Annotated in this window: 19 protein-coding genes and 1 pseudogene; 7 read left to right on the top strand and 13 right to left on the bottom strand. The window is 65.7% G+C overall.

The genetic code is table 11. The features are described from left to right. Together L2Y96_RS06265 and ispA are read left to right on the top strand one after the other, a co-directional pair. Nucleotides 1–261 (top strand): exodeoxyribonuclease VII small subunit, encoded by a 261-nt coding sequence (locus tag L2Y96_RS06265; RefSeq protein ID WP_247334116.1) that lies wholly within the window; start codon nt 1–3, stop codon nt 259–261. Then, nucleotides 242–1,147: a (2E,6E)-farnesyl diphosphate synthase gene (gene ispA, locus L2Y96_RS06260; RefSeq protein WP_247334100.1), complete on the top strand. Its 906-nt coding sequence runs from the start codon at nt 242–244 to the stop codon at nt 1,145–1,147. Before L2Y96_RS06265 ends, ispA begins: the two co-directional genes overlap by 20 nt. 103 nt (nt 1,148–1,250) lie before the next feature. Here the strand turns inward: ispA and L2Y96_RS06255 are convergent, their stop codons facing one another. Beyond that, nucleotides 1,251–1,664, bottom strand: a complete 414-nt coding sequence (locus L2Y96_RS06255) for a DUF4870 domain-containing protein (protein ID WP_247334098.1) — start codon at nt 1,662–1,664, stop codon at nt 1,251–1,253. Nucleotides 1,665–1,771: 107 nt separating this feature from the next. Then, nucleotides 1,772–3,121: a metalloprotease PmbA gene (pmbA, locus tag L2Y96_RS06250; protein ID WP_247334096.1), complete on the bottom strand. Its 1,350-nt coding sequence runs from the start codon at nt 3,119–3,121 to the stop codon at nt 1,772–1,774. Nucleotides 3,122–3,239: 118 nt separating this feature from the next. On the opposite strand from pmbA, the gene L2Y96_RS06245 reads away from it, so the two are divergent. The 4 genes and pseudogenes from L2Y96_RS06245 (at nt 3,240) to L2Y96_RS23045 (ending at nt 4,304) form a co-directional block, all read left to right on the top strand. Further along, nucleotides 3,240–3,464, top strand: a complete 225-nt coding sequence (locus tag L2Y96_RS06245; RefSeq protein WP_247334094.1) for a DUF1653 domain-containing protein — start codon at nt 3,240–3,242, stop codon at nt 3,462–3,464. Further along, nucleotides 3,461–4,003: a ribosome biogenesis factor YjgA gene (gene yjgA, locus L2Y96_RS06240; RefSeq protein ID WP_247334085.1), complete on the top strand. Its 543-nt coding sequence runs from the start codon at nt 3,461–3,463 to the stop codon at nt 4,001–4,003. Before L2Y96_RS06245 ends, yjgA begins: the two co-directional genes overlap by 4 nt. An 80-nt stretch (nt 4,004–4,083) precedes the next feature. Beyond that, a pseudogene (locus L2Y96_RS23120) lies at nt 4,084–4,167 on the top strand (hypothetical protein); the annotation flags it as partial. After that, entirely contained in the window at nt 4,146–4,304 is a 159-nt protein-coding gene (locus L2Y96_RS23045) for a hypothetical protein (RefSeq protein ID WP_425492557.1), read from the top strand. The pseudogene L2Y96_RS23120 and the gene L2Y96_RS23045, both read left to right, overlap by 22 nt. A 6-nt stretch (nt 4,305–4,310) precedes the next feature. Here the strand turns inward: L2Y96_RS23045 and L2Y96_RS06235 are convergent, their stop codons facing one another. Together L2Y96_RS06235 and tldD are read right to left on the bottom strand one after the other, a co-directional pair. After that, on the bottom strand, nt 4,311–11,399 hold the full coding sequence (locus tag L2Y96_RS06235; protein WP_247334083.1) for a beta-1,3-glucanase family protein: 7,089 nt from the start codon (nt 11,397–11,399) through the stop codon (nt 4,311–4,313). 395 nt (nt 11,400–11,794) lie between these two features. Further along, nucleotides 11,795–13,234: a metalloprotease TldD gene (tldD, locus tag L2Y96_RS06230; protein ID WP_425492556.1), complete on the bottom strand. Its 1,440-nt coding sequence runs from the start codon at nt 13,232–13,234 to the stop codon at nt 11,795–11,797. Nucleotides 13,235–13,358: 124 nt separating this feature from the next. Here tldD and L2Y96_RS06225 point away from each other — a divergent pair, with 124 nt between their 5' ends. Further along, nucleotides 13,359–14,558, top strand: a complete 1,200-nt coding sequence (locus tag L2Y96_RS06225) for a sterol desaturase family protein (protein ID WP_247334071.1) — start codon at nt 13,359–13,361, stop codon at nt 14,556–14,558. A 123-nt stretch (nt 14,559–14,681) separates the two neighbouring features. Here the strand turns inward: L2Y96_RS06225 and L2Y96_RS06220 are convergent, their stop codons facing one another. From L2Y96_RS06220 to holA, 9 genes are all read right to left on the bottom strand, one after another. Further along, on the bottom strand, nt 14,682–15,029 hold the full coding sequence (locus L2Y96_RS06220; RefSeq protein WP_247334054.1) for a HigA family addiction module antitoxin: 348 nt from the start codon (nt 15,027–15,029) through the stop codon (nt 14,682–14,684). 11 nt (nt 15,030–15,040) lie between these two features. After that, entirely contained in the window at nt 15,041–15,319 is a 279-nt protein-coding gene (locus L2Y96_RS06215; RefSeq protein ID WP_247334053.1) for a type II toxin-antitoxin system RelE/ParE family toxin, read from the bottom strand. A gap of 355 nt (nt 15,320–15,674) precedes the next feature. After that, nucleotides 15,675–19,550, bottom strand: a complete 3,876-nt coding sequence (locus L2Y96_RS06210) for a YhdP family protein (RefSeq protein WP_247334031.1) — start codon at nt 19,548–19,550, stop codon at nt 15,675–15,677. Nucleotides 19,551–19,577: 27 nt separating this feature from the next. Beyond that, entirely contained in the window at nt 19,578–21,065 is a 1,488-nt protein-coding gene (rng, locus tag L2Y96_RS06205) for a ribonuclease G (protein WP_247334030.1), read from the bottom strand. 54 nt (nt 21,066–21,119) lie between these two features. After that, on the bottom strand, nt 21,120–21,677 hold the full coding sequence (locus L2Y96_RS06200) for a Maf family nucleotide pyrophosphatase (RefSeq protein ID WP_247334028.1): 558 nt from the start codon (nt 21,675–21,677) through the stop codon (nt 21,120–21,122). 11 nt (nt 21,678–21,688) lie between these two features. Next, complete coding sequence (gene rlmH, locus L2Y96_RS06195; RefSeq protein WP_247334026.1) at nt 21,689–22,159, bottom strand: 23S rRNA (pseudouridine(1915)-N(3))-methyltransferase RlmH; 471 nt, start codon at nt 22,157–22,159, stop codon at nt 21,689–21,691. Between the two features lie 7 nt (nt 22,160–22,166). Beyond that, nucleotides 22,167–22,556: a ribosome silencing factor gene (rsfS, locus tag L2Y96_RS06190; protein ID WP_247334024.1), complete on the bottom strand. Its 390-nt coding sequence runs from the start codon at nt 22,554–22,556 to the stop codon at nt 22,167–22,169. A 108-nt stretch (nt 22,557–22,664) separates the two neighbouring features. After that, nucleotides 22,665–23,306 carry a nicotinate-nucleotide adenylyltransferase gene (gene nadD / locus L2Y96_RS06185; RefSeq protein ID WP_247334015.1) on the bottom strand — a complete coding sequence of 214 codons (642 nt, stop codon included), beginning with the start codon at nt 23,304–23,306 and terminating at the stop codon, nt 22,665–22,667. Next, nucleotides 23,303–24,307: a DNA polymerase III subunit delta gene (holA, locus tag L2Y96_RS06180; RefSeq protein WP_247334014.1), complete on the bottom strand. Its 1,005-nt coding sequence runs from the start codon at nt 24,305–24,307 to the stop codon at nt 23,303–23,305. Before holA ends, nadD begins: the two co-directional genes overlap by 4 nt. Nucleotides 24,308–24,324 lie beyond the last annotated feature (17 nt).

Raw genomic sequence — 24,324 nt, 5'->3', positions numbered from 1 at the left:
ATGCCGAAGTCCCCAGCCGCCCCCGCTCCCGTGTCGTCGATCGCCGAATTCGAGCTCTCGCTCGATGAGCTCGAGCAGCTCGTCACGCGCATGGAAGGCGGCGAGCTCAGCCTGGACGACTCGCTGAAATCTTTCGAGCGCGGCATCGGCCTCTACCGGCAGTGCCAGACGGCGCTGGAGCAGGCCGAACTACGCGTGCGCCTGCTGCTCGACCCCGAAGCCCCCGATACCGCCGAACCCTTTGACTCCCGCATCGACTGACCTGCCGGCGCCGCTGAAGGCGCTGGCCGGCCGGGCCGACGACGCGCTCGCGCGTGTGTTGCCCGGCGAAGACCTGCCCCCCACCGAACTGCACCGTGCCATGCGCTACGCCGTGCTGGGTGGTGGCAAGCGGCTGCGCCCGCTCCTCGTATACGCCGCAGGCCATGCGCTGGGCAGCGATGGCCCTGTGCTCGATGCGCCGGCTTGTGCCGTCGAGATCATCCACGCCTATTCGCTGGTCCACGACGACCTGCCGGCCATGGATGACGACGACCTGCGCCGCGGCCGGCCCACGTGCCACATCGTATTCGGCGAGGCCATGGCGATCCTCGCCGGGGATGCCCTGCAGGCTCTTGCCTTTGAAATCCTGGCGGATGACGAACCGGAAGGGGACGACCCCGCCCAGCGCATCGCCATGCTGCGTACGTTAGGTGCCGCCTGCGGTGCCGAAGGCATGGCCGGTGGCCAGGCGTTCGATCTTTCCGCCGTGGGCCGCAAGCTCACGCTCGAAGAACTCGAGCGCATGCACGCGTACAAGACCGGCGCGCTTATCCGCGCCTCGGTACGCCTGGGCGCCCTCGCGGCCGGCTGCCGCGACCAGGACCTGCTGGAACGCCTCGACCGCTATGGCCACGCCGTCGGCCTGGCCTTCCAGGTGCGCGACGACATCCTCGATATCGAGGGCGAATCGGCCGTGATCGGCAAAACCGCCGGCAAAGACGCCGCCGCGGACAAGCCCACCTTCCCGTCGATCATCGGCCTCGACGCCTCGCGCGCGCGGCTTGCCGCGCTCGTGGACGAAGCGCTGGAAGCGATCTCGCCGCTGGGTGCACGCGGTGAATGGCTGGCGGATCTGGCGCGGTATTCGGCAGCGCGCGGGCACTAATTAAGAGCGCCAGCTTCACCGCTTCGTTGGCCGTGCTTTCCATCACGGACCATAAAAAGGGCCCGCATTCGCGGGCCCTTTTCGTACACAGCTTGCGCCGGGCTCAGTTGATCAGGCGCAGGCAATACGGGTAGCGGTAGGTGCCATCCGAGCTGACCTTCAGCGCGGCGACGATGCAGAACACGAGGTTTGCGATCCAGGCCAGGAAGATCACCAGGCCGCCGATCAGGATGATCGAGAGGATGCCGCCGATGAAATAGGCCAGCACGATGGTGATCTGGAAGTTCAGGGCTTCCTTCGCCTCGCGTACGAGGTACTGCTTGTCCTCGCGGTCCTTGAAGACCAGCCACACGATGAGCGGCACGACGACATGGAAGAGCAGCCCGGAGAGGTGCGTGAGCATCGCGATGTTCTTGTCATCGGCGCTCGGCGCAGCGGACGGGGGTGACACCGGCTCATACGGCGGCGGCGGTGCAGGCGGCGGCGACGGCGGAACCTGATCGGACGGGGTACTCATGGCACGACTCCCTGGGCGATGACGGCCCCACTCTCCCTTCGCCCCGTGCCGGTGTCAATCTGACTTGCGGCACGGGGGTGGGAAGTCATGCCTGCCCGGCAGCGGGACTACTCGCCCGCGATGGTCATGTTTTCGATGAGCCAGGAGCCGGTGAGGATGTGCGAGCGGCGATCCACATCGGCACCCACGGCCACGAGGTTGGCGTACATATCGCGCAGGTTGGCAGCGATGGTGATCTCTTCGACCGGGTAGGCGATTTCGCCGTTTTCCACCCAGAAACCCGACGCGCCACGCGAATAATCGCCGGTAATGATGGAAACGCCCTGCCCCATCACCTCGGTGACCAGCAGGCCGGTGCCGAGTTTTTTCAGCATGCCCTGGAAGTCTTCGCCGCTGTTGGCAACCACGAGGTTATGCACGCCGCCGGCATTGCCGGTGGACGAAAGGCCGAGCTTGCGTGCCGAATAGCTGCCGAGGATATAGCGCGAGAGCACGCCATCCACGATGAGCGGCGAGTCCAGCGTGGCCACACCTTCGGCATCGAAAACCGAGGAACCGAAGCCACCCGGGATGAGCGGTTTCTCATCGATCCGCATCCAGGACGGCAGCACCTGCTTGCCCACGTGGTCGAGCAGGAAGCTGGAGCGACGGTACAGCGAGCCACCGCTCACCGCACCGAGCAGGTGGCCGATCAGGGAGCGGGAGATCTCCGGCGCGAACAACACCGGCGCCTGACGGGTGCTGAGGCGGCGGGCGTCCAGGCGCGAAAGCGTGCGCTCGGCGGCTTTGCGGCCCAGCGCCGCGGCGTCCATGAACTGGCTGGCGTCACGCACGCTGTCATACCAGTAATCGCGCTGCATGCCTTCGTCGTCACCGGCGATAAGCGCCACCGACAGCGAATGGCGGGTGCCGCGTTCGCGGCCCAGGAAGCCATGCGAGTTGGCGTAGACGGAGAGGCTCTGCCCCGCATTGACGCTGGCACCATCGGAATTGGTGATGCCATCGAGATCGCGACCGGCATTTTCGACGTCGCAGCCGAGGCGGATGGCCGACTCTACGTCGATGTCCCACGGATGCCACAGGTCCAGATCCGGGAAGGACGTGGCCATGCGGTCGGCATCCGCCAGGCCGGCGGCCGGGTCTTCCTCGGTAAAGCGGGCGATGGCACAGGCCTGGTCGATCGTGGCCTGGATGGAATCCGGGTTCAGGTCGGCCGTGCTGGCCGAGCCCTTGCGCTGGCCAAAGAACACCGTGAGGGAAAACCCGCGGTCGCGGGTGTGCTCCACGGTTTCCACCTCACCCAGGCGCACGTTCACGTTCAGGCCCACGTCGACACTGGCGGAGACTTCGGCCTGGGAGGCGCCTGCGGCGCGGGCCCGGCGGATCGTATCCTCGGCCAGGCTGGCAAGGCGGTCGAGGTCCTGGTGGCTGGTGTCGAGGGTGGAAACTAGGCTCACGTGGGCTTCCCGGGGGCTGGCGGTTAGAATGGCAGGCCGCAGGCGGCCAATGTCCCTATCTGGGGGCGCGCCGCCCGAATCCAAAGCAACGCACCGCCCATGGTGCCATGGAAACCTGATGAGCATCCGTGTCGGCTACTACCGCCACTTCAAGGGCATGCCCTACCGCGTGCTGGGCACCGCCCGGCACAGCGAAACCCTGGAGGAACTGGTCGTGTACCAGGCTCTCTACGGCGAGCACGGCCTGTGGGTACGCCCCGCGACCATGTTCGCGGAAACTGTTGAACACGAAGGCCGCGTGCAGCCGCGCTTTGCCTTCGAAGGTGAGGAGGTACAGCCATGATGAACTGGGACAAGCCGCCGCCGCGGGACGACGACGAGGAAGATTTCGGCCCCAGCCGCACCGAGAACCGGCGCAACGCGCTGGATATCCTGAAGCTGGCCAACCAGCTGGTGGACCTGCCGCCCTCGCGCATCCCCAAGCTCAACCTGCCGGAAGACATCGTCGACGAGATCGGGCGCACGCGTAAGGTCACGGCGCATATCGCGCGTAAGCGCCAGATGGCCTACCTGGCGAAGATGATGCGCCGGCATGGCGATGAAGCCTTCGCCGATGCCCGTGCCGCGCTGGGTGAAGACCGCGACCGCCAGCGCCAGGAAGCCGCGCACATGCACCGCCTGGAGGCGGCGCGCGAGAAGCTGCTGGAAGGCGGCGATGCGGCGCTCGGCGATCTGTTCGACAAGCACCCGGAGCTGGATCGCCAGCACCTGCGCTCGCTGGTGCGCCAGGCGCGCACCGAGCGCGAGGCGAACAAGCCGCTGCACGCGTTCCGCGAGATCTACAAGATCCTCAAGGAACTCGAAGCCTCATCCGAGGATTGAAACCGCCTCATGTAGGAGCCCACCCTGTGGGCGACGCCGTTCGTACCGCGGCCGCAGGGCCTGAGAGGTTTGGGCGAAAGATGTCGCCCACAGGGTGGGCTCCTACGACGGGCGACGGGCGACGGGCGACGCGCGATGGACGATGGACGATGGACGATGGACGATGGACGATGGACGATGGACGATGGACGATGGACGATGGACGATGGACGATGGACGATGGACGATGGACGATGGACGATGGACGATGGGCATGAAAAAGGGCGGTGGGTTTCCCCACCGCCCTTTCTTTTTTACCTGACGCTTTTTACCAGCCGATCCCGAGTTCGAGATGTTCCGGCTGCGCCTCGATGAGGCTGGAGCTCTGGTCGGAAACATCGTCGTACGCGAAACCGTAGGCCTTGCCGTTCACGCCGTGCAGGTGCCAGAAGCGCGAGTAGTAGTTGGCCGGCGACTGCAGGTAGAACGCACCCGCATCCTTCCACTCACTCGTATCTTCCATCACGTGGCGGTTGAACGCCGCGCAGATCTGCGCTTCCAGCTGGCCTTCCACGCCCCATGGGTCGTTGGAACGCGCCAGGGCGCCCTTGCCTTCCAGCACATCCTGCGTGGTCGGCTTCTGCACGTTGAACAGCATGCCTTCGGCTTCATCCGGCTCGTGGGTATCCGCCCAGTTCGTGTGGCGGAACACCAGCGTGCCATCCACCACGGTGCCTTCGAACTGCTTGGCGCCGATGGTCATCTGCAGCACATGGCTCTGGTAATACGTCCAGCTGCTGTCGATGTACGCGTCGAAGTAATGCTCCTGCGGCTTGCCGGCATCGAACTGATCCTTGCCCGGGGCGAGGATACGGATCGGGTCGGCACTGGCCAGCTGGAACTCGGCCGGTACTTCCTGGTTGTACGCCGCGAAGATCTCGGCGCGGGTCTGGGTGATACCCGAGTTCACATGGCGCGTCTTGTTGCCGCCATACACATCCAGCGAGAGCGGGATGGAGAACTGATCGACCTGCGTGGTGTTGATGAACAGGGCGTCGTTGTTCCAGGTGAACTCATACCAGTCGTAATACACACCGATGTTCGGATCGGTCACGTTCAACGGGTTGGGGCCCGCAAAACCGATCGTGTCATCGGCCGCCTTCAGGATCTTGATGTACATCGGTTCACCGACGGACACGAAGATGCGGCCCGAATCCATCTTCGGCAGCTTCAGCAACTTGGCCTGGGCCAGGGTGAAGAAGTAGTTCGGATAGTTCTGGCCATTCTTGGTCAGGTGGCCCGCACCGTCGTTGTCTTCCACCTTCGCGGCGGTGATCGTGCCATCCGGCTTCACCCACGAGAACACCTGGGTGGTCGGATCGCGGCCGATGACAGCGACGTAAACCTGATCGTCGCGCCACTTGCCGTTGGTGGCATTGCGCAGCTGGGTGCCGATGAAGCCCGGGTAGGTGTCGTAATCGAAACCTTCCGAGGGATCGTTACCCACCGGCTGCTGCGGCTGGGTCGGGTCGGTGCCATCCGTGGTGCCGTACACCTCCATTTCCCACAGCGAGTAGCCGTACTGCGTGTTGCGGGTCTGGCCGTGCATGCGCACGTAGCGAGCGGACACCGGGGTGAACGTCAGCGTTTCCACGCCGCCGTCGCTGCCGATCTTCGCATCCGCCACCTGCCAGGACTGCCCGTCGAGCGACACCTCGATCAGGTAGTTCACGGCATGGGCGTTCTCCCACGTCAGCACCACCTTGTTCACCGTCTTCACGGCACCAAGGTCGACACGCACCCACTCGTCATCGTTGAACTGCGACGACCAACGCGTACCGGTGTCACCATCGGTCAGGTTGGCGGCCTTGAACGCCACCGGGTTCTCCTCCGAAGAGGCGAGCACCGGCTGGTGCAGGGCGAGGTTGGTGCTGGACGACACCGGCGGCGGCGTCTGCTGCACCGGCTGCTGCACGGCGAGCGTCGCCGCCTGACTGACTGCCTTCTGGCCGGCGGCATCGGTCACCACCACGTCGTAGCTGCCAGCGTTGGCCAGCGAGGCGGTGAACGTGTAGCTGGCCTGGTTGGCACCACTGACGGCAGCACCGTCGCGACGCCACTGGTAGCCGGGCGTGCCGTTGGCCTTGACGCTGACCGCGAACGTCACCGCCTGGCCGGCCGTCACCGACTGCGCCTGCGGCTGGCTCACGAAGGTCGGCGCGGTGGCCGCATACACCTCGAACTCATACAGCGACACACCGTAGTCCGTGTTCTTCGCCGAGCTGGTCATGCGCACGTACTGTGCGGTGACCGCGGAGAAGTCCACGCGCTCCACGCCACCCTTGCCAGCCACCGGCTGCGGGGTCACGGGGGTGTAGTTCACATCGTCGTTCGACACTTCGACCACGTACGACGTCGAGTGCGCGCGCTCCCAGCGAAGGATCACGTGGTCGAACGTCTTCTGCGCACCCAGGTCGAGGCGGATCCACGCGGTCGGCGTGAAAGACGAGCCCCAGCGCGTGGTGAAATCGCCGTCCGTCGCACCCTTCGGGCCGAGGTAGCCGTCGTTTTCGTTACCACTGGAGGTCGCGCCTGCACCCACGGCAATGTTCACACCGCCCTGGCCATCGCCCGGCGTGCCCGGGCCATCCGGGTTATCCGGCTGGTTCGGATCGGTGCCACCGTTGCCCGGCTGGGTCGCGGTGCCCTGCTGCCATGCCGGCGGATCGAAGCCGTCGGTGGAGGTATCCACCGTGATGGCTGCGAACGCGCTCTGGGTCGTGAGGCCCTTCGCACTCACCACGCGCACCATGTACTGCGTGCCGTTATCCGCGGCGGCGAGCGCCGGGGTGGCGTAGGTGCCATCGGTGGTCGAGGCGGCCAGCTCGTCCGTGAACGTGCCATCGGCCTGCGCAAGGTGGCGGTACCAGTTGTAGGCCAGCGGGCCATCACCGGTCGCGGTCACGGCAAGATGCGCCGAACGGCCCACGCCCGCCTTCTGTGCCTGCGGATCCACCGTGATCGCCGGAGCGACCGCCGTGGGGCCGGTCACGCACAGTGCGTGCGACGGGTTGTTCTCCGCCACGAGGCGGAAGGTCGAACCATCCGAGGCCACCTGGTACGCGTACTGCGGATCCGAGGGATCGTTCGTCGCGGTCCAGATCGTCCACGCCTGCGGGAACGCATTCGTCGACAGGTTCTGGCCGGCCACGGCCAGCGCTTCATCCAGCGTCGGCAGGCGAGCGCTCGCGGCCTTGCAATCCGTGTTCGCATTGGACTGCTTGTACTGCGCACCCTGGTCCGCCAGCCCGCGCTGAGCACGCTCCCAGGTCAGGCCACTGAAGTGGTCCACGACGTGGTTGGTGTCCTGCACGGTGTAGCGGTCGCCATCCTGGCAGCAGGTGGGCGAGTCATAGACTTCGAACTCGTAGAACGAGTAACCGTAGTCGGTGGCGCGCTTGATGCCCTGCATGCGCACGTAGCGTGCCGACACGCGCTTGTCCGTCGTGTCTTCGGTACCGCCGAGGCTGGTGTCGTTCTCGAACCAATCCTGGTAGCCCGTGTCCTTGTCGTTCGAGTACTGGATCTTGTACCGCGCGGCGTGGGCATTCTCCCACTTGATCACCACGCGGTTGAACGAGCGCACGGCACCCAGGTCGACGGTGAACCATGCCGCATCGTTGCCCTGCTCCGACGCCCAGCGCGTGCCCTTGTCATCGCCATCCACGGCACCCGCCGACGGCGTGCCCTGCACGTTCTCCACGCCACTGGCGTAGGTCACCTTCTGACGGGCGAGGTTGGCACCGGGGGGCGCCAGCGTGAGCGCAGCGTTCGTACTCGTCGCGGCCGAGGCATCACCGAGGATATTGGTGATCACGACCTGGTAGTTACCGACATCGCTGAGGCTGACGTTGGAAACGGTCAGCGTGGCGTTGTCGTCACCCACCGGCTGGCCATCGTGCGTCCACTTGTAGTGGAACGGCGAGGAACCGGCGACGGACACGGTGAACTGGGCGCTCTGGCCCGGGTTCGCACGCACGTTGCCCGGCTGGCCGGTGATCACCGGCGGACGAGCCGCATTCACGGTGAGGTGGGCCGGCGTGGAAGGCGTATCGCCCAGCGGGTTGGAGACCACCACGGCGAAATCGACGTTGCCATCGGCCGCGGTGAGCACCGGCGTGTCGTACGTCGGGCCATTCGCACCCGCGATCGCCGTATTGCCGCGCATCCACTGGTAGGTCACCTTCGGCGAACCGGTAGCCACGACAGCGAAGTGCGCCTGCTGGCCCACGTCGACGCTCTGGGCGGCCGGCTGCTGGCTGATCACCACGTTCTGCGGCTTGAACACGTGGAGGACGGCAGGCGTGGATTCCTGGTCACCCTTCGCGTTGTGCACGACGACGGTATAGGTCGCGCCGTCATCACCCGCCACCGTGGCATCGGTGGTGTAGCTCGCCGCATTCGCACCCGGGATCGCCTGGCCACCACGCTTCCAGGTGAACGACAACGGCGCTTCGCCGGTCGCGGTCACCGAGAAATGGCCGGGGAAGCCCTGGGTCACGTCGTCTTCGACGGGGTTGGCGATGATGGCCGGCGGACCGGACGCACCCTGCGACGCCTTCGGCACCGCGACGACGTTGAACGACGCGCTGCCCGGCAGCAGGCCATTGGCTGTCGCCGTGACGGTGACCGTACCGGTATCGAACTTCGTACGCAGTGCGATCTTCTGCAGGCCGCCTTCGAACTTCAGCTCATGCGAGCCCGGTGCGTGGTAACCGTGGATCGGCTCTTCCGAGCCATCGTTGTTCAACGTGTGGCCACCGGCCCAGTCGACCAGCTGCTGCGTGCCGCCCTGGTAGGTCACCAGCGAGGCACCGCCCGTCACTTCGAAATCGACGTTGACATCGGCGCCCGTCGGGACGGTGACGCCGTTCTTGTCGACAACGCGGGCCACGATGAAGGCAGCGTCCGAACCGTTGGCCGTGATACCGAACGAGGTGCCATCCGGCTTCACCAGCTCCGGAACGACGCTCAGTTCGATGTGGTCGGCGGTACCTGCGGTCGTCAGCGTGTCCTGCACCGGCGAGCCGTTGGCGTCATCCACCACGGCACCCAGCGCATCGATGCACTGCGCGGTGGCGGTACCGGCCTGCCAGGTCAGGTTCCAGTGGACCTGGCCCGGGAGGCCGGTGGTCTTCTGGGCCTGCGCCGAACCCTTGATATGGCCCGTGTCCGGATCCTTACCCGAGTTTTCGACGTCGTAGCTGGCCTGGTCGATCGAATCCCAGTTGTTGGGCTTCTGGTCGCTACCCTGCGGCACGCCGTTCACCAGCAGGCGCACGGCCGGGCAGTTACTGAACGCGTTCACCTGGATCGGTGCATCGGAAGCACGGTTCCAGTGATGCGCCAGCTTGACCACCGGCTTCACTTCGAACGGCGTCCACACCGACTGGTAGATGTAATACATCATGCGCGGGAAGCGGTTCTGGTCGACCATGGAGCTGCCGATCGAGCGCACGTTGTGCGCAAACTGCTTCTCGCCCGTATCCGCGGCGATCGTGTAGTGCGTCGCGTCCTCGGTGCCTTCATCGAACTCGATGGTTTCACCCGGCGTATCGGCGAAGTACCACTGCGCCATGCCGAAGGTGCCCGCCTTGCGGCCCTTCGAATATGGCACGAGGTAGTTCAGCGCATACGAGAGCTCGTAATCGAACGCGTGACGCTGCGAACCAATGCCCCAGTACTCCGCGCCCCAGGCGGGCTTGTTCGGGTACTGCTGGTGCACGCCTTCTTCGCACCCTGCCTTGCTGCAGCTCAGGATGTCGCCGTTGGCCGGGTCCGGCGAACGGTCGGCGGCGGCACGCGGCGCGATGCTGTCCCAGTTACGGGCCATCGTGCGCAGTTCCACCGCGAAGTTGGTGTCCATCTTGCCGTTGTTGGATTCCCAGGCAAGGATCGACGGATGGTTGCGATCGCGGATCACCAGGTCGCGATGCAGCTCGCGCTTGATGTTCCACATGTTCACGCAGGCATCGTCACCGGCCGCGCAACGGTTGGAGAAACCGTTCTCGCCATCGCCGCTGGGCTGCACGATGAACACGCCAAGCGCGTCCGCGGCCTCGACGAACTCGGGGCTGGACGGCGAATGACCCGGGCGCCACAGGTTACCGCCGGCCGCGGCCAGCTGCTGCAGATCGCGCCACTGCTGCTCTTCCGGCACGGACGAGCCGAGCGCCGGGTAGTCATAGCGACCCGAAGCGCCCCACGTGTACTGCTTCTTGCCGTTGACGTACGGGAAATCCTTATCCCAGGTGATCATGCGAATGCCGAGCGGGCTCTGCTTCGCATCGACCACGGTGCCATCGATGCTGACCGTATGCAGCACTTTGTACATGTACGGCTTGCCGTAGATGCTGTTGTTCGGATACCACAGCGTCGGCGTGTTCACCGTCAGCTTTTCGTCGAACACCGGCGTGACATCCGACGGGGCGACGTGCGGCGAGAGCTGCTTTTCCTGCTGATCGGTGGCGACCACCTTGCCGGTGGCATCGACGATCTGCGTGGTGAGCGTCACCGTCACCGGCGTATCGCGATCGTTGACCACGTTGGTCTGCACGCGGACGACGGCGCTGGAGTGATCATCGCTGAGCGACTCGGTACCTACATAGGTACCCCACGTGTTCTGGCCGGCGTAGACGTTTTCCGGGATGTGCACGAGGTTGGTGACGTGCAGTTTTACCGGGCGGAACAGGCCTGCTTCGGCCTGGCCGAAACGGAACGAACCCGAGAAACCCGGGTCCTGGAAGAAACCACCGCCGCTACGGCTGACCTTGACGGCGATGACGTCCTTGCCGTCGTAGTGCAGGTAGGGCGTCAGGTCGACGATATGCGGGATGAAGCCAATCACGTGCGTCGCGTTGGCATCGACCTGGCCGGCCTGGTTCAGTGCGCCCGTGCCGGGGATGAACTGGCCGTTGACGTACACGCGGTCGCCCGTGTGCGCGCCTTCGAATTCGACCATGACCTTGCGGCCCTGGTAGCTCGCGCTGTCTTTCAGCGTGGTGCGGTACCAGCTGGTTTCACCATCCAGGCTGCCCTGGCCACCACCCGATTCCTGGTTGATGAAGGTGGTGAAGTCGTTCGCGGCATGCGGGATACCGACGGTTTCCCATTGCGAATCGTCGAACGCGACAGCCGCGCCATCATCGCCGTTGGGGACGGGAGCGTGGCCGGTCTGGTTCTGGTATTGCTTGATGTACTTCCACGGCTGTGCGCCGAGGTTCACATCCACGCGATCGGAAGGCGCGAGTGTCACGGCATGTGCCGTCACCGTCGCGCCAAGGCAGAGCACCGCGAGCACGGCGGATAACCGTGTTCGCCTTGCCTGCCCCGGGGGTGCTGCGGGGTGCATTGTCATGGAGGAAATCCCCTGTGGGTTGGCCCGTTTGCAGCGGCGTTCCGCGCACGCACGACGGCGCCGGCCGGCGCATGCGCCAGCCGTCTTTCATCGTTCGTGTTTCAGAGGGAAGTCAAATTCCCGCCACGCGCCAAAGGCTTGTGACATAAAGGGATTTGGCCGTCCATACGCCAACTGCGGGCGGATCATCGCGCCGCAGCAATGACGATCACAATACTAAAGTGCACTCTAAGCGCAGCTTTTCGCACCATACGCGCGCGTTCCGTGACGCAGGTCGCGCTAGTCCTACGAAAGCTGGTTTCGTGCAAGAACGGGGGAATCGTATGCGGAACGTGCCTGTGCGCAATGGAACGTGACGTACGTCGCATCGCGCGCAAGCGCGCTCCTACCATGGCTTAGGCGGCGGTGCCGCCAACGGTCATGGCATCGACGCGCAGCGTGGGCTGGCCGACGCCGACGGGTACGCTCTGGCCGTCCTTACCGCAGACACCTACGCCTTCGTCAAGCGCCAGGTCGTTACCGATCATCGATACGCGCGTAAGAACTTCCGGGCCCGCGCCGACGAGCGTGGCGCCCTTCACCGGGCGCGTGACCTTGCCATCTTCGATGAGGTACGCCTCGCTGGCGGAGAACACGAACTTGCCGTTGGTGATGTCCACCTGGCCGCCACCGAAATTCACCGCGTATAGGCCCTTCTTGACCGAACGGATGATTTCTTCGGGCTCGCGGTTACCGGCAAGCATGTAGGTATTGGTCATGCGCGGCATCGGGAGCTGCGCGAACGACTCGCGGCGGCCGTTGCCCGTGGACTTAACGCCCATGAGGCGTGCGTTGAGCTTGTCCTGCATGTAGCCCTTGAGGATGCCGTTCTCGATGAGCGTGGTGCACTCGGTCGGCGTGCCCTCGTCATCGATGCTGAGCGAGCCGCGGCGGCCCGGCAGCGTGCCGTCATCGACCACGGTGACGCCTTCGGCGGCCACGCGCTGGCCAATCCGGCCGGCGAACGCGGAACTGCCCTTGCGGTTGAAGTCGCCTTCCAGGCCGTGGCCGATGGCCTCGTGCAGCAGCACGCCCGGCCAGCCGGGGCCGAGCACCACGGTCATCGTGCCGGCGGGGGCATCTACCGCTTCGAGGTTCACCAGCGCCTGGCGCACGGCTTCCTCCGCGAATGCGTGGGCGCGGCCGTTTTCCAGCAGCTCGCGATAGCCGTAACGGCCACCACCACCGGAATGACCCGACTCGCGGCGGCTACCCTGCTCGGCGATCACCTGCACGTTCAGGCGCACCAGCGGGCGCACATCGGCCGCCAGGGTGCCGTCGGAACCGGCCACCAGGATCGTATCCATCGTGGCCGCGAGGCTCACCACCACCTGCTTGACGCGCGGATCGCGCGAGCGGGCGTAGGCATCCACCTCGCGCAGCAGCGCGATCTTTTCCTCGTTGGGCAGGCTCTCGACCGGGTCGATGGCCGGGTACAGGCCTCGGCCCGTGGCGATGGCCAGCGGCTTGCCGGCGCCGTTACCGCCCTGGGCGATGGCGCGCGCGGCACGGGAGGCCTCGAGCAACTGCGGCAGCACGATTTCGTCCGAGTAGGAGAAGCCGGTTTTCTCGCCGGAAATGGCGCGAACGCCCACGCCCTGCTCGATCGAGTGACTGCCATCCTTCACGATGCCCTCTTCCAGCACCCAGGATTCGCTGCGCGAATGCTGGAAATACAGGTCCGCCGCGTCGATGGAGGGGCCCATCAGCTGCGCAAAGACCCGGTCGAGGTCGGTGGAGGCAAGGCCGCCCGGGGTAAGCAGGCGCCGTTCGGCGAGGGTGATCAGGGAGTCCATCAAGGCTGCCGGTAGGTAAACGGGTAGACCCCTCAAATGGGGCCGCTGGGGACCAGCTTAAACCCCGGCGCCCCGGCTGGCGAATGCTAGGATGCGCGCTGCATACCATTGGGAAGGAGAACCGATGAGCCAGGGGAAGAAGCGGGCATTTGCCCGGCGTGTCGCCACCGCGCCCGCGCGGCGGGCTGAAGTGGTGGTCGATGAGACCGTGGGGCTGCTCCATCGCAGCGGCGAGCTGAAGCCAGGCAAGGCCATGGTCAGCACGGCGATCACGCTGTCGCTGGGCATTCTCTCATTGCTGGCGGTCATCGCCTTCCATTTCCCGGAATACCTGACCACGCCCGACCTGCGCCACAAATACTCGGTGGACGTGCTGCGCCAGCTCCTGCTGGGCGCCCTGCTCATCGCCGGCGGCCTGTCGCTCGCCAATATCATCCTGAACCGCCAGCGCAACCTGAACATCGGCGCGTTCGTGCTGGTACTCGCGGCGGTGGCGCTGGGCGGCAACCGCGTGCCGGTCGGCAGCTTCCCCGACCATACGCCGTACATCGGCCTGGACTGGTTCATCCTCGATCTGCTCGGTTCGACCCTGATCTTCGTGGTGCTGGAGAAAATCTTCCCGCTCTACAAGGGCCAGTCGCTGTTCCGCTTCGAGTGGCAGACCGACATGAAGCACTTCGCGGTCAACCACTTCATCGTGGGTCTCGCGCTGCTTATCGTGAACTTCCTGATCCACCACGCCTTCGGCTGGCTGGTGAACAGCGATTTCCAGCGCATGGTCGCGTCCATCTGGTTCGTGCCCCAGCTGCTCCTATGCATCCTGGTCGCCGACATGGCGCAGTACTGGACCCACCGCGCGTACCACGAGGTGCCGTTCCTGTGGCGCTTCCACGCTGTGCACCACAGCGTGAAAACCATGGACTGGCTCGCCGGCTCGCGCCAGCACATGCTCGAGCTGATCTTCACCCGCGTCGCCGTGCTCGCCCCGTTGTACGTGCTGGGCTTCAGCGAAGCGGTGATGAACGCCTACATCATCGTCGTGGGCTTCCAGGCCGTGTTCAACCACGCCAACGTGCACCTGCCCTGGGGTCCGTTGCGCTACCTGATCGTCACGCCCGATTTCCACCACTGGCACCACGCGTCGGATGACGAGGCCATCGATAAGAACTACGCCGCGCACTACGCCTTTCTCGACTATCTGTTCGGCACCGCAGTGAGGTCGAAGAAGGTGTTCCCGGAGAAGTACGGCGTGGTCGGTGATTACATGCCGGACGGGTTCGTGAAGCAGCAGATGTTCCCGTTCCGCAAGGAAGAAAAGTCGTAACGGGGCCGGCAGCGCCGGATCGCGCGCAAGCACACTCCTGCAAGGGCACCGCGAATCCGCGATCCGGCACGGCCACGGCAGCTCTGCTGTAGGAGCGCGCTTGCGCGCGAGGCGGCGCGCCCGTTACGCGCGCGCTGACTTGCCGCGCCGTTTGGATGTGACGCTCGACGGCGTCTGAAGCTCTGCCCACGGAACGATGGCAGCCAATGCCTCAGCCATCCGAGGGCGGACCATCGCGCGATCGTAGCCATCCTGCAGACCCAGCCAGAAGTCCTCGGACTGGCCAAAGAAACGCGAAAGGCGCAAACCCGTATCGACCGTCACGGCACGACGGCCGGCAATGATCTCGCCGATGCGCATCGCCGGGACGCCAATGGCCTTGGCCAACCGATACTTCGTGATGCCCATCGGCGTCAGGAACTCTTCCTGGAGAATTTCACCAGGATGCGGGTAAGGGACGTCGCGTGCCATGGGTAGACCTCTCAGTGGTAATCGACGATGCGAACATGGTGGGCGTGCCCATCGCGCCAGATGAACATCACGCGAAACTGATCGTTGATACGGATGCTGTGATATCCGGCGAGATCCCCTTTCAAAGGCTTCAACCGGTTAGAAGGCGGAATGCGAAGATCCGCCAGATCTTTTGCGTGATCGAGCATCACCAGCTTTCGCATCGCCGAAGGCTCTATGTTCATCCAACGACGGCACGAGATGCCGGCATACAGATCTCTCGTATCGCGATCGCCGAACGACTGGATCATGACTAGTATCGCCACTCGATAATAACGAATAGCGATATTATTTTCAATCAACCCCAGGCACAGGCAGCGGACGCCACCGCAGACCGTAGGCGCTAGCCCAATGTGACGTAGGAGCCGGCGCATGATGCTCTCCGTCAGACGCAGGTGACGCACGGTGTCGTGACCGGCAAGGCCCTTGGGTCGATATGAGCAGAGCGCCGCGTGGGCGTGCTACGGAGCGCGGAGCGACTACGGCGCGCTCCGAAGGACTGCGCCTATCGGCCCAAGGGCCTTGCCGGTCACGGCGCTCAGAACGCCCGAGCGCAAGGCGGCGGTAGCCGCACAAAACATGCATTCGCGGCAGCGAATGATCCGTTTAGCGATCGGGCGGGTTGGCCGTGGAAGGGAGGCCCTTGTCGATCGGGGTGAATACCGGCTTATCCCAGCTGCCCGTCACGTGGTAGCGCTTGCGCGCCGCCTGGTTCAGGCCATGTCCCAGCAAGCCCTGCACGGCAAAGCCCGCCGCCGCGCCCACCGGGCCACCCGCAAGCGCACCCACCACCGGCAAGCTATTGCCGACATGCGGCACCACCAGCACTTCCTGGTCGTAATCACGCGCCTTCAGCCCCGCCCGGCCCGAGATCGAAATCTCCGCCGCGGGCGCCTTGATCTTCAGATCCTGCGTGCTGGCATTGCCGTTCGAGAAACGGAAGTTGCCCGTGATCGAATCGAAGCCGAAGCCCTTGCCCAGCACGTCACCGAAATCGAGCGCCATGCGCCGCGGAAGTTCAGTGATGGAGACGAGGCCGAACAGGCGGCCGACGCCTGGCTGTACTTCCAGGATACGGCCGTTGGCTACGTCGATCTTCAGCGTGCCATCCATGTTCACCAGCGCCAGCGCCGACGGGCCGCCCGGCCACGTCGCATTCAGGCGCGCCTCGGTGCGGCCGCCCGACATGATGCCTGCGAAGCCCAGCGCGTCGAGCATGCGCGCGACATCCTCGGAGGCGAAATCCATGGCGAGGTGCGTGTGGCTGTTCTGCTCGTCGCCGTTCCAGTCGCCGGTCGCGGTGATCTGCACGTTCTTCGACTGCGCACGCAGCTGATCCACATGGAGGCCTTCATCCGTGGGCCACGTTTCCAGGCGTGCTTCGCCCAGGCGTGCCTTGCCCAGGCGCATATCGCTGACTTGCAGATGCAGCGGGGGCAGGCTCGACGGTGCCACGCCCGCCTCATTCGTATCGGCGGGCTTCTTGCCAGCGTTGTCCTTCGCCTCTTCCGCATGGGCGACGGTCACCGCGGCGGTCGCGACCTGCCCTGCCGCCGTGCGCCCCTTCTTCGCCGCGTCGGCTGCGTCGTCCGCCGACGGCCAGTACAAGCGATCCATGCGCGCGGTAATGCCGCGGCGGCGCAGGTCGTCGTTCGGCACGGTCATGGCACCGGCCATGCCATCGCTATCCACGCGCAGGCTCAGTTCCTTTGGACCCGGCCGCGCGACGATATGCATGTTGCTGAAGTGCTGGCCGAAGACCTCGGCATCATCGGTGGTCAGGTCGAGCCCCGTCAGGCCCGGGCCAGTCGAACCGGTGGAAAGGCCGACGACGTATTGGACCCAGCCCGACACGTCCAGCTTCGCCGCGTGCCCACTGAAGAGATACCCCTGCGCCGGCATCACCTCGGGCGGCGTGGTGCCCAGGTTGAATGCCGCCGCGATGGGCGCGTTGTTCCGGCTATCCGGAAGGCGCAGGCGAGCACGGACGAAATCGCCCATGGCGAGGTCGAGCCGCGCGCCATCGATCGGCAAGGCAAGGCGCACGGACAGCGGCAGCGCCTGCGCCGCCGGCTTCTTCACCGGCGTCGGCATCAGCATCTCCACGCCACGCAGGTCGGAATCCACGCTGAGCTGCTGGGCAAGATCACCTTTGTCACCGGTACGGGTCAGGTCGAAGCCCACGCGGAAGTTGCCGCGGCCCTTGGCGATGTCGGCCAGCCATTTCAGGTCGGGATAGTCGGCCACCATCTCGCCGACCGTGAACGCACCCGTGACGCTCGCGCTCAACGCCTTGGCCGGATCTTCCGTGCCGCTGGCGATGGCCAGGTCGAGACTCGCCGGCTGGCCGTGGAACTGCGTCGCCAGGCCCTTCGCCGTGAACCCGGTGCCGCTGAAACTCATGGGGCCCGTGATCTTGTCGAGCCGCAGCTTCCACGCGTCGGCCACCAGGTCGGCATCCTTGATCGTGGCCTTGCCGTCGAGGGTGAAGTCCTTCGCTTCCTTAAGCGGCAGGAGCAGGTTGAAGCCGAACTCGCCCGTGCCACCAAGCTTCATCTGATCCAGGGCTTCGCGGCTGCTGCTCGCGACCGGGCTGTTCTTCACGAAATCGAGGAAGCTCTGCCCGGTGCCCGCGCCACTGATCCGCAGATCCAGCATGCCGTCGCCGAAATCGGCGATCGTGGCGGTAGCCGCACTCACGGCCGTACCCAGCGAATGGCCTTCGCTGGCTTCGATGAACATGCCGTTGTCGATGAAGTTGGCGACCGCGGTAATCCCTTCCGCCTTCGGCCAGCCCGTACCGTAATCGAGCACCGTATCGTCGATGAGCGCACGCGCTTCGAAACGGCCTTCCTGGTTCTTGAACGGGAAATCACGCAGGTTGCCGCGGATCATCGCCGAGCCGCCGGCGATGTGGCCGGAAACCAGGCCGCGGTTGAGCCAGTTCTGCGATCCCTCGGACATCGAGTGGATCGGCCAGAACAGCTTCGCGGCCGGCACCTCGCCCTCGCCCAGCGCCACGTACATATCGATGAACGGGCCCGTGTCGCCCGGCGGCAGCACCAGCTCGCCGCGTGCCTGGCCGCCGTAGCCTTCGCCGCGGAAATCGAGAGCGTCGACACCAATGTGCCAGCCATCTTCGTCATTGAAGACCGCGACATCCCCGCCGAGCGCGGACATCACGAACGGCTTGCGGAAGACGCCGGTCGCATCGATGGTCGTCGCCTGCTTCGGCAACGAAAGCACCAGCGCTTCGTGGTCGCCGAATACCTGGCCGGAAAGTGACGAGAGACCCGGCAGCTTGCCGCTGGCATCGATGCCCAGGCCGGAGAACGCGGCATGCGCGAACTTCAGGCCATCCGTTGAATTCCAGTCGGCGCGCACATCGTCGAAACGGCCGCGCGGCTTGCCTTCGCCCAGCCAGCGCGCCAGCGCCGGCGAGACTTGCGGCAATAAACCCGCCCACGGCAGCAGCGGTGCCAGCTCAAGCTTGCGCGCGACGACCGTTCCATCGCTGGCATCGCCGTTCGCGTGCAGCACGATCGCGGCATCGCTGCCATCGCGGCCAGCCCAGTCGATGCGCTGCCCTCCGTTGAAGCGGTGCAGATCGACGATGCCGTGCAGGCCCGCCGTTTTCACCGTACGCGCGGGACCGCGGAAGGCCAGGTTGTCCAGGTCGATGCTCGATGTGGCGCGGACCACGTGGGCATCGCGCCAGTCCAGCCACGTCTCGAAGCGGCCGGTGCCGCCTGCCAGCGCGTAGCCACCCGCTTCGAAATCGCCGGTGAGCGCGGCGAAATCGACGTTCGCGCCCTTGACGTATACCTTGCCGCTCGAGCCGTCGGCGGCGAAGCGGCCCGCTGCCGAGAGCAGCCCGCTCGCGTTTTCACGGCGCAGGTTGCCACCGACGCGGACGACCTGGCCCTGCAAGCTCAGCCGCAACTGATCGGCCACGAGGCCAAAGTCGTGGTGAGTGGTCTCGTCGGCGATATCGATGTGCGTATTGGTGAGCCAGAGGTCCACCGATATGTTGCCGAACGACACCTTCTGGGTCGTGCCGCCCGAGGCAAAGCCATCGATGCTCCAGCGCCCGTCCGGTGCGCGGCGAAGGCCCAGCCGCAGATCCTGCAGGCGCAGGTTGATCAGATGCCGCGAGGGCAGCACCAGGCCGCCGAAGTCCAGCTTCACGGCCGCCTGCGGCAGCCGCAGCGGCTGCCCACCCGAATTGCTGCCGATGGTGACATCGCGCATGACGAACAGCGGACCGCTCGGCCGCCAAAACCCCTCGAGCGAGGCGAACTGCACCGGCGTGCGGACCTTTTCGCTGAGCAGCGCGGCGACGCGCGCCGGGTAACGCGCCGCCAGCGGCAGCAACAGCTGGCCAAACGCCATGACGATCGCCAATGCGACCAGTACGCTCGCCACCAGGCCCAACAGGAAGAACCGCAGGCGCCGTGCGCGATGGCGCCAGGACGGCGTCATCGGCTCATCCGGCGGCATCGCCCGCGTTTAAAGCAAGACCACATCAAACTGTTCCTGCGAGTAGTGCTCTTCCGCCTGGAAGCGAATGCTCTTGGCGATGAATTCCTCGAGCTCAGCCACGGCGGCGGATTCTTCTTCAAGGATGCGGCCGACCACCTTGGGGCTGGCCATCACCAACAGCTTCTGCGCATTGAACTGACGCACGGCGCGGGTGATCTCGCGGAAGATTTCGTAGATGACCGTTTCCGCCGTCTTGAGCGTGCCGCGGCCGCTGCACGCGGGGCACGGTTCGCACAGCTGGCGTTCGAGGCTTTCGGTCGTGCGCTTGCGGGTCATTTCGACCAGGCCCAGCGCCGACATCGGATAGACGGTGGTCTTGGCATGGTCGCGCGCAAGGCCCTTTTCCAGCGTACGGATCACCTGGCGCTTGTGCTCGTCATCCACCATGTCGATGAAATCGATGATGACGATGCCGCCCAGGTTACGCAGGCGCAGCTGGCGGGCGGCCGCCTGCGCCGCCTCCAGGTTGGTGCGGTATACCGTCTCTTCGAGGTTGCGGCTGCCGAGGTAGCCGCCGGTATTCACATCGACAGTGGTCATCGCTTCGGTCTGGTCCACGATCAGGTAGCCGCCCGATTTCAGCGGCACCTCCTTGCGCAGCGCGCGCTGGATTTCATCCTCCACGCCGTACAGGTCGAAGATCGGCCGCTCGCCCGAGTAGTGTTCCACGCGGTCCGACAATACGGGCATGAACTTCTGCACGAATTTGACGGTTTTCTCGTAGGTCTCGCGTGAATCCACGCGGACCTTCTCAATGCCGTCGTTCAGCGAATCGCGCAGCGAGCGTAGCGGCAGCGAGAGTTCTTCGTACACGCGCTCGCCGAGTTTCGCCTTGGCGATGTTTTCCTGGACGACGCGCCAGACCTTGCTGAGGTAGGTGACGTCGAAGGCCAGCGATTCCTCCGACTGCCCTTCCGCATTGGTGCGGACGATGTAGCCGAGATGGTTGTCGCCGATGAGCGGCGTGATGATGTCCTTCAGGCGCTGCCGCTCGGCCTCTTCCTCGATGCGTACGGAAACACCGAGCGTGCGCGAATGCGGGAGCAGCACGAGGTAGCGCGAAGGGATGGAGAGGTGGGTGGAAAGCCGGGCGCCCTTGCTGCCGATCGGGTCCTTCACCACCTGCACGACGATTTCCTGGCCTTCGTGGACCAGTTCGCTGATGGGCGGCACGGGGCCGTGGCCGTTCGACTTGCCGCCCTCTGGCGCATCCGTGGCGGGCAGCGACGGGCGCACGATATCCGAGGCGTGCAGGAACGCGGCACGCTCGAGACCGATCTCGACGAAGACCGCCTGCATGCCAGGCATGACGCGCTGGACGCGCCCTTTGTAGACATTGCCCACGTAGCCGCGCTTGGACGCGCGCTCGACGTGCACTTCCTGGAGCATGCCGTTTTCGACGATCGCCACACGCGTCTCACGCGGCGTGACATTGATCAGGATTTCCTCACTCACCGGCGCCCCTTTTCCTTAAGCCATCGTGCTTTATAGCTGCGCGGCGTCAACATGTCACTGACCGCTCAACAGCTGCGAAGTTTCGTAAAGCGGCAGTCCCATGACGCCTGAATAGCTGCCGGAAAGATGCTCGATAAAGGCCGCGGCGCGGCCCTGGATGGCGTAGGCGCCCGCCTTGCCCATGCACTCGCCCGTGGCCACGTACGCAGCGATAGCCGCCGCATCGAGGGCGGCAAAACGCACGATGGAGACCGAAACGACGCGCCGCTCCACGCCCTGCGCCACCAGCCATGCCACGGAGACGACACGGTGTTCACGCCCGGCGAGGCGGCCCAGCATCGCGGCGGCATCCGCCGCATCGCGTGGCTTGCCGAACACTTCGTCACCCAGGATGACCTCGGTATCCGCGCCCAGCACACGGGCACCGGCTTCCGCACCGACGAGCGCGAAGCCTGCGCGCGCCTTGTCGCGGGCGACCCGGCTGACGTAATCCTCCGGCGCCTCGCCTGGCCCGCGGATCTCCTCCACCTCGACGTCCAGTGTCCGGTGGGCTTCACCTAGCTGATCCAGCAGTTCACGACGGCGCGGGGATTGCGAAGCCAGGTAAAGCACGGGGCGTTCCTTCAGGCTCGGTGGTAGGGATGGCCGGCGACCAGCGTCGTGGCGCGGTAGAGCTGCTCGGCCAGAACGAGGCGCACCAGCATGTGCGGCAAGGTAAGTGGGCCAAGTGACCAGCGTTGGTCAGCCCGGGCCAGCACGTCGGGGGCGTGGCCGTCGGGGCCACCGATGAGGAACGCGAGATCGCGGCCGCCCATGCGCCACTGCTCAAGCTGCACGCCCAGCTCCTCGCTGGACCACAGCTTGCCGCGGCCATCGAGGGCCACCACGTGGATATCGCGCGGCAGCGCGGCCAGGATGGCCGCGCCTTCATCCACGATGGCTCGTGCGTCGTCGCGGCCCTTGCCGCGGACACCGGGTTTGATCTCGATGAGTTCGAGCGGCAGCTCATGGGAGAGCCGCTTACGGTATTCGGCGAAGCCTTCCGCCACCCAGGCGGGCATGCGTTCGCCGACCGCGATGAGGCGCGCCTTCACGGCGCGCTCAGTCGTTGGCGGCGGCGTCGGGGGCGTCGTCGCCCACCGTCCACAAACGCTCGAGGCCGTAGAACTCGCGGATACGCGGCAGCATGACGTGGACGATGATGTCGCCCAGGTCGACCAGCACCCATTCGGCCTCGGTCTGGCCTTCGACGCCAAGCGGCATCACACCCGCTTCCTTCGCGAACTTCACCACCTCGTCGGCGATGGATTTCACGTGGCGCGCGGAGGTGCCTGAGGCAACGAACAGGATATCGGCGATGGAGGTCTTACCGCGGACGTCGATTTCGCGGACGTCCTTGGCCTTGAGGTCTTCCAGGGCCGCGACCACGCGCTTACGGAGATGCTCATTGCTGGCGGCGGGCTTGGCCTTGCGGGATGCGGGCGAACTCAAGATACGAAAACCTCATGCGGCGGAATGCCGACGTTGGGCGAAGTATACCCCCCGCCGGGCCAGACTGCGTCAACCCGCCCCGGTTGTGAATCGCGCGCAAGCGCGCTCCTACAGGTCGGGCGACCGGTAGGGAGCCAGCAGGGCCGGGTCGGCGAAGCAGGTTTCCGGCATCAGGAACCGGGGCTCATACCCCGCGGCGAACGCCTCGCGGATCGCCGTGGCGGCGATATCCAGGGGGGTGATCGAGATATCGATGACCTGCCCCGCCGGGCCATGCAGGCGAGGCGTGCGGCGGCCTTCGACGAAGGCAGCGAGTTCTGCCGGAAGTGCGTGGTGTCCACCCGGCCGGGTGAGCACGCCGATATGGGCCAGGCCGAACAGATCCTGCCAAAGATGCCACGAGGCCAGGCCGGCGAAGGCATCGGCCCCCACAAGCAGCACCAGGGGACGATCCGGGCCTATCTCGGCACGCAGGGAGGCCAGGGTGTCGACGGTGTAGGACGGGCCATCACGGTCGAGTTCACGGGTATCCAGGACCAGGCGATCCTGCCCGGCCAGCGCCGCGCGCAGCAACGCCACACGCCCCGCCACGTCAGCCATGGGCGGCGGCCGGTGCGGCGGTGTACGCGCCGGCACCATGCGCACCTCGGCGTCGAGCGCCTCGGCCGCCTCCCAGGCACCGCGAAGGTGTCCGTTATGGATGGGGTCGAAGGTCCCGCCCAGGATGGCGAGGGGGCGAGGCGCGTTCATGCAAAAGCCGCCGCCGCGCGCGGCTCGGCGATCGCGGCAATCAGCCGTTCGGCTTCCAGCCACGGATTACCCTGCTCGCGGCCCTTGGCCATGCGATCGATACGGGCGGCACGGGCCAGGCAAGCCAGCCAATGCTCGCGCGGCGCGCGGCGCAGGGCTTTGCGGAACAACTGCTCACGTGCGGGCCAGAGGCGCTCCGCTTTGGCCTGCGCCGCGAAATCCCGTGCGTTGGCCAGGCGCAGCGCAAGCTGTAGCTGGTTCACCAGCCAGCCCATGAGCGCAATCAGCTCATCGCCTTCGGCACGCAGGCCGGCGAGGATACGCAAAGCGCGCCCACCGTCACCGGCGAACGCGGCATCCGTGAGCTTGAAGGCATCAAAACGGGCGCTATCGGCCACCAGGCTTTCAAGCGTGGCGGCGTCCAGTCGGCGGTCGCCGGCAAGCACTACCAGCTTGTCGATCTCCTGGGCCGCTGCCAGCAGATTGCCCTCTACCCGCTCGGCGAGCATGGCAACGGCGTCCGGCGTGGCCTGCAAGCCACGCGAAGCAAGGCGCTGGCCGATCCACTGGCCCCACTCGTTGGGCCGCGGCGCGTTGAAAACGACCTGGATCCCGCCCTGGTCCACCGCCTTGGTCCAGGCGGCCTCATGCTTGCTGCTCCACTCGGTCGCGGAGATCAGCAGCGTGGTATCGGGTGGCGGGTCGTTGACGAAGGCCGTGATGGCTGCCCCGCCTTCCTTGCCCGCGCGGCCGCCGGCCAGGCGCAGGTCGAGCAGGCGCTGGGTGGCGAACAGCGACAGCCCTGCGGATGACCGGGCGAGGTCATCCCAATCAAACCGGCTATCGGCCTCGAGCACCTCGCGCTCGGTGTACCCGAGGCGGCGTGCCATGGCGCGCAGGGCATCGGCCGCCTCCAGCACCAGCAATTCCTCGCCAGCCAGGAGGTAAACCGGTGCCATCCGGTCACCGGCGAGGTGTTTCGGCCACTGGGCGGGCTGCATGGGCAATGCGGTTGGGC

Origin of the sequence: Luteibacter aegosomaticola, assembly GCF_023078475.1 — a bacterium.
Classification (GTDB): domain Bacteria; phylum Pseudomonadota; class Gammaproteobacteria; order Xanthomonadales; family Rhodanobacteraceae; genus Luteibacter; species Luteibacter aegosomaticola.
Note: the sequence above shows the minus strand (reverse complement) of the source record. Positions and strands in the feature narration are given on the sequence as shown.